14 protein-coding genes are annotated in these 14847 nt (G+C 51.1%); 12 read left to right on the top strand and 2 right to left on the bottom strand.

From position 1 onward, the window contains the following. Positions 1-3: 3 nt before the first annotated feature. The 11 genes from AB1552_10020 (at position 4) to AB1552_09970 (ending at position 10598) form a co-directional block, all read left to right on the top strand. Complete coding sequence (locus AB1552_10020; GenBank protein MEW6054106.1) at positions 4-576, top strand: aminodeoxychorismate/anthranilate synthase component II; 573 nt, start codon at positions 4-6, stop codon at positions 574-576. A gap of 19 nt (positions 577-595) precedes the next feature. Next, positions 596-1606 (top strand): anthranilate phosphoribosyltransferase, encoded by a 1011-nt coding sequence (trpD, locus tag AB1552_10015; GenBank protein MEW6054105.1) that lies wholly within the window; start codon positions 596-598, stop codon positions 1604-1606. Between the two features lie 108 nt (positions 1607-1714). Continuing rightward, a complete protein-coding gene (locus AB1552_10010) occupies positions 1715-2626 on the top strand; it encodes a Gfo/Idh/MocA family oxidoreductase (protein MEW6054104.1) in 912 nt (303 codons plus the stop codon). 18 nt (positions 2627-2644) lie between these two features. Beyond that, positions 2645-3736: a DegT/DnrJ/EryC1/StrS family aminotransferase gene (locus tag AB1552_10005; GenBank protein MEW6054103.1), complete on the top strand. Its 1092-nt coding sequence runs from the start codon at positions 2645-2647 to the stop codon at positions 3734-3736. 222 nt (positions 3737-3958) lie between these two features. After that, entirely contained in the window at positions 3959-5191 is a 1233-nt protein-coding gene (locus AB1552_10000; protein MEW6054102.1) for a lipid-A-disaccharide synthase, read from the top strand. Positions 5192-5236: 45 nt separating this feature from the next. Continuing rightward, positions 5237-6523 (top strand): 3-deoxy-D-manno-octulosonic acid transferase, encoded by a 1287-nt coding sequence (locus AB1552_09995; GenBank protein MEW6054101.1) that lies wholly within the window; start codon positions 5237-5239, stop codon positions 6521-6523. 157 nt (positions 6524-6680) lie between these two features. After that, positions 6681-7106: a DUF2062 domain-containing protein gene (locus tag AB1552_09990; GenBank protein ID MEW6054100.1), complete on the top strand. Its 426-nt coding sequence runs from the start codon at positions 6681-6683 to the stop codon at positions 7104-7106. After that, positions 7103-8140, top strand: a complete 1038-nt coding sequence (lpxK, locus tag AB1552_09985) for a tetraacyldisaccharide 4'-kinase (protein MEW6054099.1) — start codon at positions 7103-7105, stop codon at positions 8138-8140. The genes AB1552_09990 and lpxK overlap by 4 nt, the downstream gene beginning before the upstream one ends. Positions 8141-8325: 185 nt before the next feature. Then, positions 8326-8721 carry a secondary thiamine-phosphate synthase enzyme YjbQ gene (locus AB1552_09980; protein MEW6054098.1) on the top strand — a complete coding sequence of 132 codons (396 nt, stop codon included), beginning with the start codon at positions 8326-8328 and terminating at the stop codon, positions 8719-8721. Positions 8722-8850: 129 nt separating this feature from the next. Then, positions 8851-9687: a hypothetical protein gene (locus AB1552_09975; protein MEW6054097.1), complete on the top strand. Its 837-nt coding sequence runs from the start codon at positions 8851-8853 to the stop codon at positions 9685-9687. A 464-nt stretch (positions 9688-10151) separates the two neighbouring features. Beyond that, on the top strand, positions 10152-10598 hold the full coding sequence (locus tag AB1552_09970; protein MEW6054096.1) for a nucleotidyl transferase AbiEii/AbiGii toxin family protein: 447 nt from the start codon (positions 10152-10154) through the stop codon (positions 10596-10598). 14 nt (positions 10599-10612) lie between these two features. On the opposite strand, the gene AB1552_09965 is transcribed toward AB1552_09970, so the two are convergent. Both AB1552_09965 and AB1552_09960 read right to left on the bottom strand, forming a co-directional pair. Continuing rightward, complete coding sequence (locus AB1552_09965) at positions 10613-10786, bottom strand: hypothetical protein (GenBank protein ID MEW6054095.1); 174 nt, start codon at positions 10784-10786, stop codon at positions 10613-10615. A 30-nt stretch (positions 10787-10816) separates the two neighbouring features. Further along, positions 10817-12352, bottom strand: a complete 1536-nt coding sequence (locus AB1552_09960; protein MEW6054094.1) for a YifB family Mg chelatase-like AAA ATPase — start codon at positions 12350-12352, stop codon at positions 10817-10819. A gap of 80 nt (positions 12353-12432) precedes the next feature. Between AB1552_09960 and gyrA the strand changes: the two genes are divergently transcribed. Next, the gene (gene gyrA / locus AB1552_09955) at positions 12433-14841 is read left to right on the top strand and encodes a DNA gyrase subunit A (protein ID MEW6054093.1); all 2409 of its coding nucleotides are present in this window, start codon (positions 12433-12435) and stop codon (positions 14839-14841) included. The last annotated feature ends 6 nt before the right edge of the window (positions 14842-14847 follow it).

Raw genomic sequence — 14847 nt, 5'->3', positions numbered from 1 at the left:
CATATGCTTCTCATGATCGATAATTATGATTCTTTCACCTATAACCTCGTCCAGTATCTCGGGGAACTGGGTGAAGATATCCGGGTGTTCCGGAATGACAGAATTACCCTGTCTGAAATAGGCAATCTGCAGCCTGAGCGGATCGTGATTTCGCCCGGACCCTGCACCCCCAAAGAAGCGGGGATCTCGATCGCGGTAATCACGCATTTTGCCGGAAAAATCCCGATTCTCGGGGTATGTCTCGGTCATCAGGCAATAGGAGCGGCGTTTGGCGGTGAGATTATCCGGGCTCCGAGGCTTATGCACGGAAAGACTTCTCTCATCCACCACGATGGAAGGACAATCTATGCATCCCTGCCGAATCCGTTCGAGGCAACGAGATATCATTCTCTGGTGATCAGGAAAGAGACGCTCCCTGCCTGCCTAGAAATAACCGCGTGGACAGATGCGGGCGAGATTATGGGCGTCAGGCACAAGGAATACGTTCTCGAGGGAGTGCAGTTTCACCCTGAATCAATCCTTACAAAAACAGGCAAAGACCTTTTAAAGAACTTTCTGAAGCTGCGGATTTCATAAGAAAGATGTGGAGTGACTCATGATAAAAGAAGCGATAAAAATGCTCGTCGGCAATATCAGTCTCTCAGAAGAAGAAATGGCCGAATGCATGAGGGAGATCATGGAAGGAAAGGCAACCGATGCACAGATCGGCGCCTTGCTGACCGCCCTCAGACTCAAGGGAGAGTCTGTCGGGGAAATAACCGGAGCGGCACGAATCATGAGAGAGAAAGCATCTGCCATTAAGGCGCCCGAGGGAGTCCTCGATACCTGCGGGACCGGAGGCGACATGTCGCATACCTTCAATATCTCCACAACCACAGCCTTTGTGGTGTCAGGCGGGGATGTGCCGGTGGCAAAGCATGGCAACCGTTCTGTCTCCAGTCAGTCAGGCAGTGCAGATGTGCTCGAAGCACTCGGCATCAGAATAGATCTTGTGCCAGATAAGGTGGAACAGTGCCTTTTTGAGACAGGATTCGGATTTCTTTTCGCACCGTTGTTCCACCCTGCGATGAAATACGCGATCGGGCCCCGCCGTGAAATGGGAATAAGAACCATTTTCAATATACTCGGGCCGATCACGAATCCCGCAGGTGCAAAGAGGCAGATACTCGGCGTATTCGCAGAGAAGCTGACCGATGTCCTCGCACTGGTGCTCGGAAATCTCGGCGCGGTAGATGCAATGGTCGTGCATGGCGAAGGCGGTCTCGACGAAGTGAGCATATCCGGCAAAACAAAGGTTGCGCGGTTCAGGGACGGCCGGGTAGAAACCTTTTATATTCAGCCCGAGGATTTCGGGATATGGAACAGCGACATCGAACATATCCACGGAGGGGACAAGAAGGAAAATGCGGAGATTACCCTTTCCATCCTGAGAGGCGAAAAAGGACCACGAAGGGACATTGTGCTCATGAACTCTGCGGTCGCCTTCATCGCTGCAGGGAAGACTGAGGATTTCAGGACAGCGTTCAGCATGGCCGCTGATTCGATAGATTCAGGCAGGGCACTGAAAAAACTCGAAGAGGTAAAAAGAGTAAGCAATTCACTCTGATGACAAAGCGGATGAAAAGATGGTTGAGCGCCGTGCGCCGGGGATAAGGAGAACGCTTCAATTTCTTTCTCCCCGTTGGGGTAAGGGAGATATCCAGAGGAGGGATTTTTGGCTGTCAGGGTAGGAGTAATCGGGGTAGGATACCTCGGGCAGCATCATGCCCGAATCTATGCAGAGCTTGCGGAGACAGACCTCGTCGCGATCGTTGACATCGACAGGGAAAAAGCTGACACGCTTGCCGGGAAGTATGGTTGCCAGGCGTATTACAACCACAGGGATATTCTCGGCAAGGTCGACGCCCTGAGTATTGTAACGCCTACAACATCACATTATGCGATTGCGATCGACTGCCTCAGTGCGCAGAAGGATATACTTATTGAGAAGCCGATAACCGAAAATATTGCCCAGGCCGATGAGATCATCCGTGAATCAGAGAAAAGCGGCTGCATCATCCAGGTAGGGCATCTCGAACGATACAATCCTGCGGTGCTCGCAGCTTCAGCAATGTTCAACGAGCCGGTATTCATAGAATCCGAACGCTTTTCACCTTTTCTCGGGAGGGGGACTGATGTCGATGTCACTCTGGATCTGATGATCCATGATATCGATATCATTCTCAGTCTCGTAACCATTCCCGTGAAGGAGATACGGGCTGTGGGCGCTAAGGTGCTCACCGACAAGATCGATGTGGCAAAGGCCTGGATTGAGTTCGAGAACGGATGTGCAGCCCTCGCTACGGTAAGCAGGCTTTCGCCGGAAAAGCTGAGGAGGCTGAAGGTGTTTCAGAGGGATTCCTATATCGCTGTTGATTACCAGAATTCGGAAGTCAGACGTTATTTCAAAAACGCGGAGGGGATCGCGTCTGATATCATAAAACCGGAAAAGACAGAGCCCCTGAAAGAGGAGCTGAAAGATTTCATCCGGTGCGTTCAGGGGAGGCAGAAACCGAAGGTATCGGCAGTCGAGGGCAGAAACGCCCTGCATGTAGTCATGAAGATCACAGACAAGATCATACTATAGTGACAGAGGGATAGAAAGATGGTTCCAATGGTTGATTTGAAAAAACAGTTCCGGAGCATTAAGGGCGAGGTGTTCTCTGTCCTCACGGAGATACTCGAAAGCAGTCATTATATACTCGGGGCGAAGGTTGGTGAATTCGAAAAAAAGGCTGCAGAGTATTTTCATGTAAAAGAGGGCATAGGGGTAGCTTCTGGGACTGATGCGATCCATCTTGCACTCGATGCCCTCGGAATCGGTGAAGGGCATGAAGTCATCACCACCCCCTTTACTTTTTTTGCCACAGTTGAGGCTGTACTGTATACCGGAGCCACCCCGGTTTTTGTCGACATCGAGCCGGAAACCCTGAATATCGATGTACGCCAGCTTGAGACGCATATCACAAAAAAGACAAGGGCGATTCTTCCCGTACATCTTTTCGGCCACCCTGCTGATATGGAAGGCATAAGAAAGATCGCGAGGAAATACCGGCTGAAGGTTATAGAAGATTGCGCGCAGTCGTTCGGCGCTGAATTGCACGGGAAGAAAGCGGGAAGCTTCGGGGATGCGGGCTGTTTCAGCTTCTATCCGAGCAAAAACCTTGGTGCATACGGAGACGGAGGCATGATTATCCTTGACAACCCGCGCGTTGCAGAAACCGTGAGGGCTCTCAGAAATCATGGGTCAAAGGGTGCATACCGGCACGAGAGGGTCGGCTTCAACAGCAGGCTTGATGAAATCCAGGCAGGGATTCTCCTGATTAAGCTCGGACATATCGACGAATACAACAGGAAGAGAAGAGCGCATGCGGCTCTCTACAACAGTCTCCTCGGTGACAGCGTACAATGTCCGGTCGAGCAACAGGGGGCCTTTCATGTCTATCACCAGTATACGGTCATGAGCGGCAGGAGGGACGCAATCCAGCAGACACTGAGAGAAAACGGGATATCCTCAGTTGTCTACTATCCGGTGCCGCTTCACCTCCAGAAGGCGCTGAAATTTCTCGGATACTACAAGGGAGACTTCCCTGTGGCCGAGAAGGCTGCCCGGGAAGTACTGTCTCTGCCGATATACCCGGAACTCGGAGAACGCACGATACATAAAATCGCAAAGGTGATCAGGGAAGTTGCGTAGCCTTCAGGTGCATGAAAACAGAGAAACAAAGAGCAGAACCGGACTTTTTATTCATTCCCGTCCCTCCGTTTCGCAGGGACTGCAAAGGCAATTGTTTCTGCGAAAGCATTGAAATCCGCTCACATGCCGTATCTGCTCTTTTCAGGACAAGAAACCCCTGGAGAGCTTTGTCCGGCCAGATGAAGTGTGCATATGGTCGCATGAGGGGGATGCTTTGCAGGCATGGCCAAATCCTTCGTGAATGTTAATACGATGTCGACTGTCATGATTATTGCGGGAGAGAGTTCAGGAGAATTATACGGCTCTCTCCTTGCCAGATCCCTGAAGCGCGCATTGCCTGATGTACGTCTGCTCGGCGTCGGCGGGGAAAGAATGCGCGAAGCAGGGGTGGAACTTATCGCACGAACCTCGGATGCCTTTGGCCTTACAGAGGCGGTCTCGGCGTATGGAAAAATCCGGGAGGCCTTCCGCCGAACAGTAAAAGCGCTCAGGGAACACAGGCCTGATGTGCTCGTCCTTATCGATTATCCTGATTTCAATCTGAAAGTCGGCAGCATAGCCAGCTCTCTCGGCATACGGATCCTCTATTATGTAAGCCCGCAGATATGGGCATGGAGGAAGGGAAGGATAAAAAAAATCGCAAGGCTTGTGGACAGGATGGCGGTCATCCTGCCTTTTGAGGAAGACATTTACCGGACCGCAGGCGTATCCTGCGAGTTTGTCGGTCACCCGATACTCGAAGAGATCAGTGCAGTATTGGGGAAAGAGTCCTTCGGCACTCAGGATTCGTCGCTCGGGGAATCCTTCACAATGAACCCCCAAATCCGTGCGGAGTCCAGGTCTTTGCTCGGACTCGATCCTGAGACACCGATTCTCTCTCTTCTGCCCGGCAGCAGGCCGAGCGAGCTTACAAGGCATCTGCCTTTACTGCTCAATGTCGTCAGAAAGTTCAAAACTGACCCTGCAACAGCACATTATCGGCTTTGCATGCCGCTGTCCTCCAACACAGATGAGGGAAGATATGCGTCTTGGCTGTCAGGCTTCAGGGACGAAGGGGTGCATATTCACAAAGGCGAAACAGTAAGGACACTGGCGGCATCAGACATTGCGGTGGTTGCTTCAGGCACCGCGACGCTGCAGACCGCCCTGCTTGAAGTCCCGATGGTGGTAATCTACAAGCTCTCTCCCCTTACCTATCAGCTCGGGAAACTCATCCTTGATGTCAGGCATATCTCACTGGTCAATATCCTCTCGGGAAGGGAAGTGGTAACCGAGCTCATACAGGAGCGGGCGGATACGGAAACAATCATGGGGGAGCTGAAAAAGATCATCTCCGATACAAAGTACCGGGAAGGCATGCGTGAGAGCCTCAGAAACGTGAGAGAACCATTCCTTGGGAAAACCCCCTCTGACAGGGTCGCCGGCATGGTAATAGAGCTTGCCGGAGGAGGATAGTGCACTTCATGGATCACCACGGCACCCCCGAAAGAGTCCACACCAATGATCTTTGTGTATAGCCTCCTTTATATGATTGTCGTCCTCGTGCTGTTGCCGTTCGAGTATTTCAGGAGACCGAAAGAACTCCGGAAGAGATGGCTCAGGGAAAAATTCGGAAACCTTAACGCGGCGATCCTCTTCGGGCACACCGCTCCTCCGGCAGGAAGGAAATCGAGGGGCGCGGTCTGGATTCATGCCGTTTCCGTCGGTGAGGTCATGGCTGCATCAGCGCTCCTCGGGAATCTGAAGGAGCGGTATCCTGACAGGAGGCTGATTCTTTCCACCATTACCGATACAGGCCGGAAAGTGGCAGGAGAAAGGGCTCCCGGAGGCACGGCAGTTGTCTATCTTCCGCTGGATATCCCTTTTATCCTGAAAAGAGTCATAAAGAAAGTATCTCCTGAGCTGCTGATCGTAATCGAAACAGAACTCTGGCCGAATCTCATCAGAGTTTTTCGGGAACATGGAATCCCTGTCCTTCTGCTGAACGGGCGTATTTCAGAAAAATCATTCAAAGGCTACCGGAAGATCAGGTTTTTCATGAAAACGGTGCTTGCCCATGTGGATTTTTTCGGCATGCAGAACAACGAGTATGCAGAAAGGATCAGGGAACTCGGGGCCAGCCGGGAACGTATTGTTACGATCGGCAATTTCAAATTCGACATAAGCCCTCCGGCCAAAATTCCGGAATGGACGAACAAACTCAGGGGGCCGGTGGTCACCGCAGGAAGCACCCATGAAGGAGAAGAAGACCTCCTGTCAGCCGGGTATAGCGCCCTTAAGGAGAAGTTTCCGGATCTCACCCTGATCATTGCCCCGAGACATCCGGAGAGGTTCAGGGGTGTTGAGGAGATGCTCCGGGCAAGGGATATCCCGTATATGAAACGTTCCGCATTGGACGACCCCGCCTCATCTCCGGCTGTCCTTCAGGGAATGGTTATCCTCCTGGACACTGTCGGCGAACTTTCAGCGGTATACAGCGTCTCAGACATCGCAATAATCGGAAAGAGTTTCCGGGGGCACGGGGGACAGAACCCGCTGGAACCGGCGTACTGGGGCAAGCCCATCGTATGCGGCCCTCATATGGAGAATTTCCCGGTAATCGCACAATTCTACCAAAAAGGCGCAGCAGTTGAAGTCCGGGAAGATGCACTCTTTCCGAAGATCGAGGAGCTGCTCCTTGCTCCGGAAAAAGCGGGCAGGATGGGCATAACTGCACGGGAGCTCTATGCCGCGAACACCGGTGCTGTCGGGAAGGCGATGGAGATTATCGCGGGCTTTCTGAAATGAACAGTGTTGTCCCTGATATTCCCAAAAAACCTCATTTAAGGGTAAACTAGTTTCATCCAACTGTATCATTGTCCGTCATGAACGGAATAACCGGACATGCGTAATTGCCGAGTGAACAGCGGATACGCAACAGAAGAATGAACAGAGCTTGTTGCATATGAAACTTTTTTCAAAAATAAAAGACTACATTCTAAGATTCACAAAAAAGGGGTTGACTCCAAAGGAAATAGCGCTCGGGATTGCTGTTGGCATTTTTGTTGCCTTTGTGCCTGTTCTGGGCACCCATACCGTAATCGCCATTTTCCTTGCGTCCGTCCTGAGGGTCAATACCCTGATCGTGCTTTTAGGAACACAGATATCCAATCCGGTCTCCTACCCGTTCCAACTTTTTCTCTGCGCCCAGGTCGGGAACCTGTTGCTGCATAGAAGTTTTCTCCGGATTACGTTCTCGGGTGACATAAATTATGTCAGCCATTACATCTGGCCGATACTTGCAGGGAGTCTCTTCCTCGGGGTGGTGTTATCAGGACTTTCATATCTCTTTGTGAAAGGGTATCTGAACAGAAGAAATAGCACGGCATGACTGTTCTTGAGCTTGTGTATCATCTCGGCTGCATCCTGAAAAAAACCGCTGCACACAGAAATCAGAAGAGACTCCCGCGCAGAGTTCTCAGTATCGGCAATATGACTGTCGGGGGAACTGGAAAAACACCTGCAGCGATCGCACTGGCCAAGGAAGTAATGCGCAGGGGGTTAAAACCCTGCATCCTCACAAGAGGATACATGGGGAAGGCCAGAGGCCCCTGTCTTGTCAGCATGGGCCAAGGACCCCTTTTGGATGCAAAGCTGGCGGGAGATGAAGCAGTGCTCATGGCAGAAAAACTCCCCGGGGCAACTGTAGTTAAGGGCGGCAACCGGTACGAATCGGGCATGTTTGCCCTCAATCAGATGGAACCCGAACACCGGCCCGATCTTTTCATACTCGACGACGGATTTCAGCACTGGTCGCTTTTCAGAGATAAAAATATCCTTCTGATCGACAGCGCAAACCCGTTTGGCAACAGGAGGCTTATTCCTCTCGGGACACTCAGGGAACCGCTGCAGGAGATGAAGCGCGCTGATGTCATTGTGCTCACAAAGCGTGCCTCAGGCAGCAGCCCTCAGGCACAGGATGCACTGATGAGTGAAATACGAAGGCATAACGGGCATGCATCTCTTTTTGTTGCAGAGCACCGGCCTGTTGCGTTCAGAACCCTGCACGGCGAGTCGTTTCCGCTCAACTGGGCAGAAAACAGAACGTTTTTTGGCTTCTGCGGAATAGGAAATCCGCAGTCGTTCAGGCAGACCTTTCTGTCAGTGGATGCAAAGAAGGAACTGAAAGGCATCATAAGTTTCAGGGACCACCACCGGTATACGCAGCGAGACATACAGACAGTAACGCGCAACGCGGCAAGGACAGGTGCAGAGTGGATTGTTACGACAGAAAAGGATATAATGAGACTCAGAGGGCTGGATCTGCCGGAACAGATCGTTTCGCTCTCCATTGAATTCATCACTGATGGGAAATTTTATGACGAAGTTTTGAGAGGACTATACTCGAACTCCGCAGATGCGTGAACAGACTCCCGAGAAGAGAGAGAATGCCGCAAAAAAAACAGACTTGCATGAAATTTCCTTTTCCCCCTTCCCGGCGGATCTGCCTGCGAAAGGACAAAACATGGTATCGTACGGCTCTACTGACGCTTATCGAAGGAGGTCAGAACTCTCCTGATGACAGAGATGGATGAACTGGAGGATTGAATATGGTCAAACACATTAATGTCAGAAGCAAATCGCGGGTTGAACTGATCGATATTACTGATATGGTACAGGACGTAACAAAAGAGGCAAACATTCTGAAAGGGGTTTGTTTCCTGTACGTTCCGCATACCACCGCCGGCATCACAATAAACGAAGGCGCAGACCCGAGCGTTCAGCGCGATATCCAGAACGCACTGAACAGGCTTGTCCCCCATGAAATGGGATATTTCCACAGGGAAGGCAATGCGGACGCCCATATCAAATCGACGATTGTCGGGACATCGGTTCATGTAATTATCGATGAGGGCAAGCTGCTTTTGGGCACCTGGCAGTCGATTTTTTTCTGTGAGTTTGACGGTCCCAGACACAGAAGGATTGCGATTAAGTTTATTCATTAAAGGGTATTCGTCACACATGGATGTTCCGCATGCGGCAGTACACATGTCATTGCAAATGCACCACGGCAAAGATGCTGTTTCTGTGTGCTCGGCAGATTCCCGCTTCTCCGTCACTGACGCTGCGCCACGATGATAAGTGACAGGCCTGCCGATGAGACCGGGTCTCTCCGCGATGAAATCAAAAGGCTGAGAAAATCACTTGCAAAGCTTACGCCGCCCCTCGATGCATTGCTGAAACGGAGAGGGTTCAGGATTTACAAAAAAGAGCCTTCGGACGACCTGCTGATTCCCGAAGATGCATTTCTCGAAAGTTTTTACGGGATGATGCAGAGATATTCATTCCGGCTGTTCCTGAGAGACGTGATCAAACATCAGGATTTCTTCAGGCGTGAACAGGTAACCCGGTACGCGACCGCAGAAGTCACCGGTGAATATCTGGAATACATAAAGAATATCGGCCTCGCTGTAAAAACAGATGACGGATACCGGCTCTCTTCTGAACCGATAAAGAGTTTCGGCGAGACGCTGGAATGGTTTGTTGCCCAGATTTTCAAGAAGGAATTTGCAACAGAAGCGTTGTGGGGATTGCGGTTCAAGAGGCCACGGGTCGGCGGCGATTATGATCTCATCGCGAAAGTCGACGGTGCAATAGTATACATGGAGATCAAATCCTCTCCCCCGAAGCAGATATACCAGAGCGAGATATCGGCCTTCTTTGACAGGACAGGAGACCTTTTGTCTGAAATCAGCATCTTCTTCGTTGACACGGAACTTAGAATGAAAGACAAGATCGTGCTGATGTGTGAGGAAGAACTGGCAAGACGATATGAGAACCCCCCGCCGGTGGAAAGGATGGAGAAGGAACTGTTTCAGATACAGGACAAAATATTTATCATTAATGCCAAAGACAGTATCGCCGCAAATATCGAAAAGGTGCTCATTTGGTATTTCAGGAGAGACCACTGAATACGCTACACCATCTCATGCAGAGAGGATGATTTTCCGTCCACCTTCACCGATCAGTGTTCCCATCGTCTCCCATCTTGCCTTTCCATTGGGTTCAGACATCCATAGCAAATCGCAAAGCTTCATCTTTCTCCGCCTTTCTCAAAATAGTGTTAAGGCTGTCTGTAAATGACAACCTCTGGAACTCGTAACAATCAACTATCCTGCCGTCATGGTCAGTGAATATGACAAGGTTGTCGTCTTCAACCAAGACTGCGTGCCGGAACAGATAAAGCACCCGACAAATAAAGATTTTGCTACATAAAACAGCCTGAATGAGGTAGAATTTATGCATATGATTGAGAAAATTGTCGTGAAACACAGTGTTAAGGGTTTTGATTCGATAAAAGATGCCCTCGTCTACTGGTTAAGCAAAAGCCCGGAGGAAAGGGTCGAAGCGGTAGAACATTTAAGAAGGCAACTGCATGGAAGTTCAGGAAGACTTCAGAGAACTACTCGAATTATTCAACAAGCACCACGTTGAATATCTGATTGTGGGAGGCTACGCACTGGCTTTTCACGGCGCTCCGCGCTACACCGGGGATTTAGACTTATTTGTCCGTTCTGATCCGATGAATGCCCAGCGTATCATTAGCGCCCTGAGAGATTTCGGTTTCGAGTCTGTGGGATTGACAGTGGCAGATTTTGAACAATCGGACAATGTGATTCAACTCGGGGTTCCGCCTGTCAGAGTTGATATTGTAACAACGCTCACTGGCATATCATGGGAAAGTGCTTTTCATGAACGGGTCCCGGGCAGATATGGTGATGTACAAGTCGATTACATTGGGCGTGAACAGTTCATTCTCAATAAGCGGTCATTGGGGAGAAAAAAAGATCTCGCAGATATCGAAGCCCTCGGTGAAGAATAAGGCAAAAGCCCTTTCTATTCTCTTTTCTCAGAGACCGTTAACCACCCATCCCAGTCTCTGGCTGGTATCATGTCTATTTTCACAGACATCTTGCCATTCTTATTTGTAAGTATTCCAACTTTTTCCCAAAAAACTCTCCCTGATTTTTCGCTGTCCGGCCTTTTCCAGAGTAAGTCGTAAATCTCCATGTTTCCTCCTTATAGAGACTCCAAAAGTTATCAAAACACCCCCCGGTCCAGTGTCCTGTACTGGATCGCCTCCGAGATATGGGGGGAATGGATGTCCTCTGATGCCTCGAGGTCTGCGATGGTACGCGACAATTTCAGTATCCTCGTATATGCCCGTGCCGAGAGGCCGAGTTTCTGCATCGCAGTATCAAGCAGCGTCCGGGCATCAGGACGGAGCGCGCAGTATTTCCTGATATGCCTTGTCTTCATCTGGCCGTTTGCATAGACCTTCCTGTCATGCGTGAAACGTGCAAGCTGGATATCCCTTGCCGCGACAACCCGCTTCCGTATCTCTTCAGACTTTTCACCGGCATATTCGTTGGAGAGTTCTTTGTAGGGAACCGCCGGGACCTCTATATGGATATCGATACGGTCGAGAAGGGGGCCTGAAACCCTGTGCCGGTAACGGTGTATCTGCCCGTGGGTGCAGGTGCACTGATGCCGGGTATCCCCAAAGTACCCGCACGGACAGGGATTCATCGCGGCTACCAGCATGAAGGATGCTGGATAGGTAATGGAGGCAACTGCCCGGGATACGGTAACTTCTTCGTTTTCGAGCGGCTGCCTCAGCACCTCAAGGACATTTCTCTTGAATTCCGGCAGTTCATCCAGAAACAGCACACCATTGTGCGAAAGGCTCACCTCACCGGGCTTCGGAAACTGTCCCCCGCCGATCAGGGCGACATCGGATATGGTATGATGCGGACAACGGAAAGGCCTTACCGCAAGCAGTGACTGGCCGTCCCTGAGAAGCCCTGCAACACTGTGTACCCTCGTGGTCTCCAGCGCCTCATCGAACGTCATGCCGGGGAGTATTGTCGGCAGCCTCTTTGCCAGCATGGTCTTGCCGGATCCGGGAGGTCCTATCATAAGCACGTTGTGCCCCCCGGCAGCAGCAACCTCAAACGCACGTTTCGCATGCTCCTGTCCCTTCACTTCGATGAAATCGTCCTCATACAGCGAATTCTCCGTCATCGCCTTCTGCACGTCTATCGTGAAGGGCTCCTGCATCTTCCCGTCCCTGAGAAAATCGATGACGTCCGGAAGGTTTTTGATCCCGAACACCGGCACCCCTTTCACGACTGCTGCCTCGGGCACATTCTCCTCCGGCAGGATCAATCCTTTCAACCCGAGCTCTCTCGCCTTCATCGCCATCGAGAGCGCGCCCCGCACAGACTTAATAGTGCCGTTCAGGGAAAGTTCTCCTGTGAGAAGGTAGCCCTCAATCGCGGGAGATTCAAGAATGCCCTCTGACGCGATAATCCCGATCGCGATCGGAAGGTCAAAGGACGACCCCTCCTTCTTCAGATCTGCGGGTGCCAGATTCACGGTTATCTGCTTGAGGGGGAAATGGAATCCGATATTCTTGAGCGCTGCCCTCACCCTGTCCCGTGATTCCTTTACCGCCGCATCTGGCAGGCCAACCATCGAAAAATGCGGAAGCCCGCGCGAGGTGATGTCAACCTCCACCTCCACTGTATGGGCCTCTATGCCAATAATACTCGCACTGAGCACTTTTGATAGCATATGCTTAAATTATATTTTCAACCGCCCGAGAAAAGCAATATGGTAAAATAATGTTCGTTTATTTTTTTCAAGGAGAATATATGGCAAGAGTACCGGTAAGCATAGAAGAAGAAATGAAGGGTTCCTATCTCGATTACGCAATGAGCGTAATCATCGGAAGGGCGCTTCCTGAGGTCAGGGACGGGCTGAAGCCCGTTCAGCGGAGGATACTGTACGCAATGTTCAGGGAGGGGCTGCTTCCGGGAAAGAAATACTCCAAATCAGCCGGTGTCGTCGGCGAGGTTCTCAAGAAATACCATCCCCACGGGGACACAGCAGTATATGATGCGATGGTCAGGCTCGCCCAGGATTTCAATATGCGGTACCAGCTTGTTGACGGCCAGGGGAATTTCGGATCGGTCGACGGAGACCCTGCGGCTGCTTACCGGTATACCGAAGCGAGGCTTGCTGCCATCGCCGAGGAACTCCTTGCCGATATCGACAAGAATACCGTTGACTTCTCCCCGAATTTTGACGAGACAACCGAAGAACCGGTGGTGCTTCCTTCGAGAATACCGAACCTCATCATTAACGGCTCATCCGGAATAGCCGTCGGCATGGCTACCAATATCCCGCCTCACAATCTCGGCGAAATCATCGACGGTCTTGTGCTGCTTCTTGAGAATCAAGATGCTACGCTGCAGGAGCTGATGTCCAGGATTAAGGGCCCTGACTTTCCGACCGGGGGCATAATCCATGGCGTAGACGGGATCATGCAGGCATATAAGGAAGGAAAAGGACTGATAAAGGTTCGCGCAAAAGCACGAGTTGAGCGGGAACACAGAGGCGGGGAGAATATCATCATTACTGAGCTTCCCTATCAGGTGAATAAGGCAAGACTGATAGAAAAAATTGCTGAACTTGCACGGGAAAAAACGGTCGAGGGCATATCTGAACTGCGGGATGAATCCGACAGGGAAGGCATCAGGATTGTCATCGAGCTGAAGCGCGGAGAGATTGCGCAGGTCATCCTCAACAACCTCTACAAACATACCCAGATGGAAACGACTTTCGGAATAATCCTGCTCGCGCTCGTCAATAAACAGCCGAGGATACTGAATCTGAAGAGACTCCTCATTCTGTTCCTGCAGCACAGGCGTGATGTGGTGCTGAGACGAACCCGTTTTGAACTCACGAAAGCGGAAGAACGGGCGCACATTCTGGAAGGACTCAAAATCGCCCTTGACCATCTCGATGAGATCATCGCACTGATAAGAAAATCGAAGACTCCTGAAGAGGCAAGAACCGGACTGATGCGGGGCTACCCCCTGACGGAGATACAGGCGCAGGCGATTCTTGACATGCGACTCCAGAGACTGACCGGTCTGGAGCGGGAAAAAATCGTCAAGGAATATGCAGACACCCTGAAAGAGATCGAACGGCTGACGGCGATCCTTGAAAATGAGGCCCTCGTCTCTCAGATCATTAAGGATGATCTGATCGAGATGAGGAACAAATATGCGGATGAGCGAAAGACAGAGATTACGGCCGAAACAAAGGAAATCACTCTCGAAGATCTTATTACTGATGAGGAAACGGTTATCACTCTCTCCCATCAGGGGTACATCAAGAGAAATCCCCTAAGCGCCTACCGGAGCCAGCGCAGGGGCGGCAAGGGACTTATCGGCATGGAGACGAAGGAGGAAGACTTTGTGAACGAGTTGTTCATAGGTGCAACGCATGACTACATGCTCTTTTTCTCAAACCTCGGGCGTCTCTACTGGCTCAAGACCTATCAGTTGCCTGAAGCAGGCCGTGCCGCAAAGGGAAAAGCGCTGGTAAACCTTCTCGCGCTGTCAGAAGGGGAAAGGATCACCACTGCGCTTCCTGTGCGGGACTTCAAGGAAGAGTTTCTCGTCATGTTTACCAAGAACGGCACCGTGAAGAAGACCGCGCTGCAGGAATACAGCAACCCCCGTGGCAAAGGGATCATCGCCATTACCCTTGAAAAGGGAGACGAACTTATCGCCGTCAGGAAAACTGACGGGAAAAGCGACCTGATTATCGGCACCATGAACGGCCTTTCGATCAGGTTCAACGAAGAGGATGTGCGTGACATGGGACGAACGGCAAAAGGGGTGCGCGGAATTAAGCTCATGAAGGGAGACAGGGTCGTATCGGCAGAAGTTGCCGAGGAACGAAAGGCAATTCTCACGGTCACGGAAAAAGGCCAGGGCAAGCGGACAAAAACTGAGGACTATCCTGTACAGAAACGCGGCGGCAAAGGGGTAATCTCGATCAAGATTACAAACAAGGGCGGGAAAGCCGTCGGCCTCATGCAGGTGAGCGATGAAGACGAGGTCGTAATTATTACCAGTTCCGGGAAATTGATCAGAACCTTAGCGGGCAATATCTCTCTTCACGGCAGAAACACTCAGGGAGTGAAGCTGATGGACGTGGAAGGCGACGACAAAATAGTCAGTATCGGAAAGGTCGCAGAAAAAGACTGACGATTT

This window comes from Nitrospirota bacterium (assembly GCA_040754395.1).
Lineage (GTDB): Bacteria > Nitrospirota > Thermodesulfovibrionia > Thermodesulfovibrionales > SM23-35 > JBFMCL01.
Note: the sequence above shows the minus strand (reverse complement) of the source record. Positions and strands in the feature narration are given on the sequence as shown.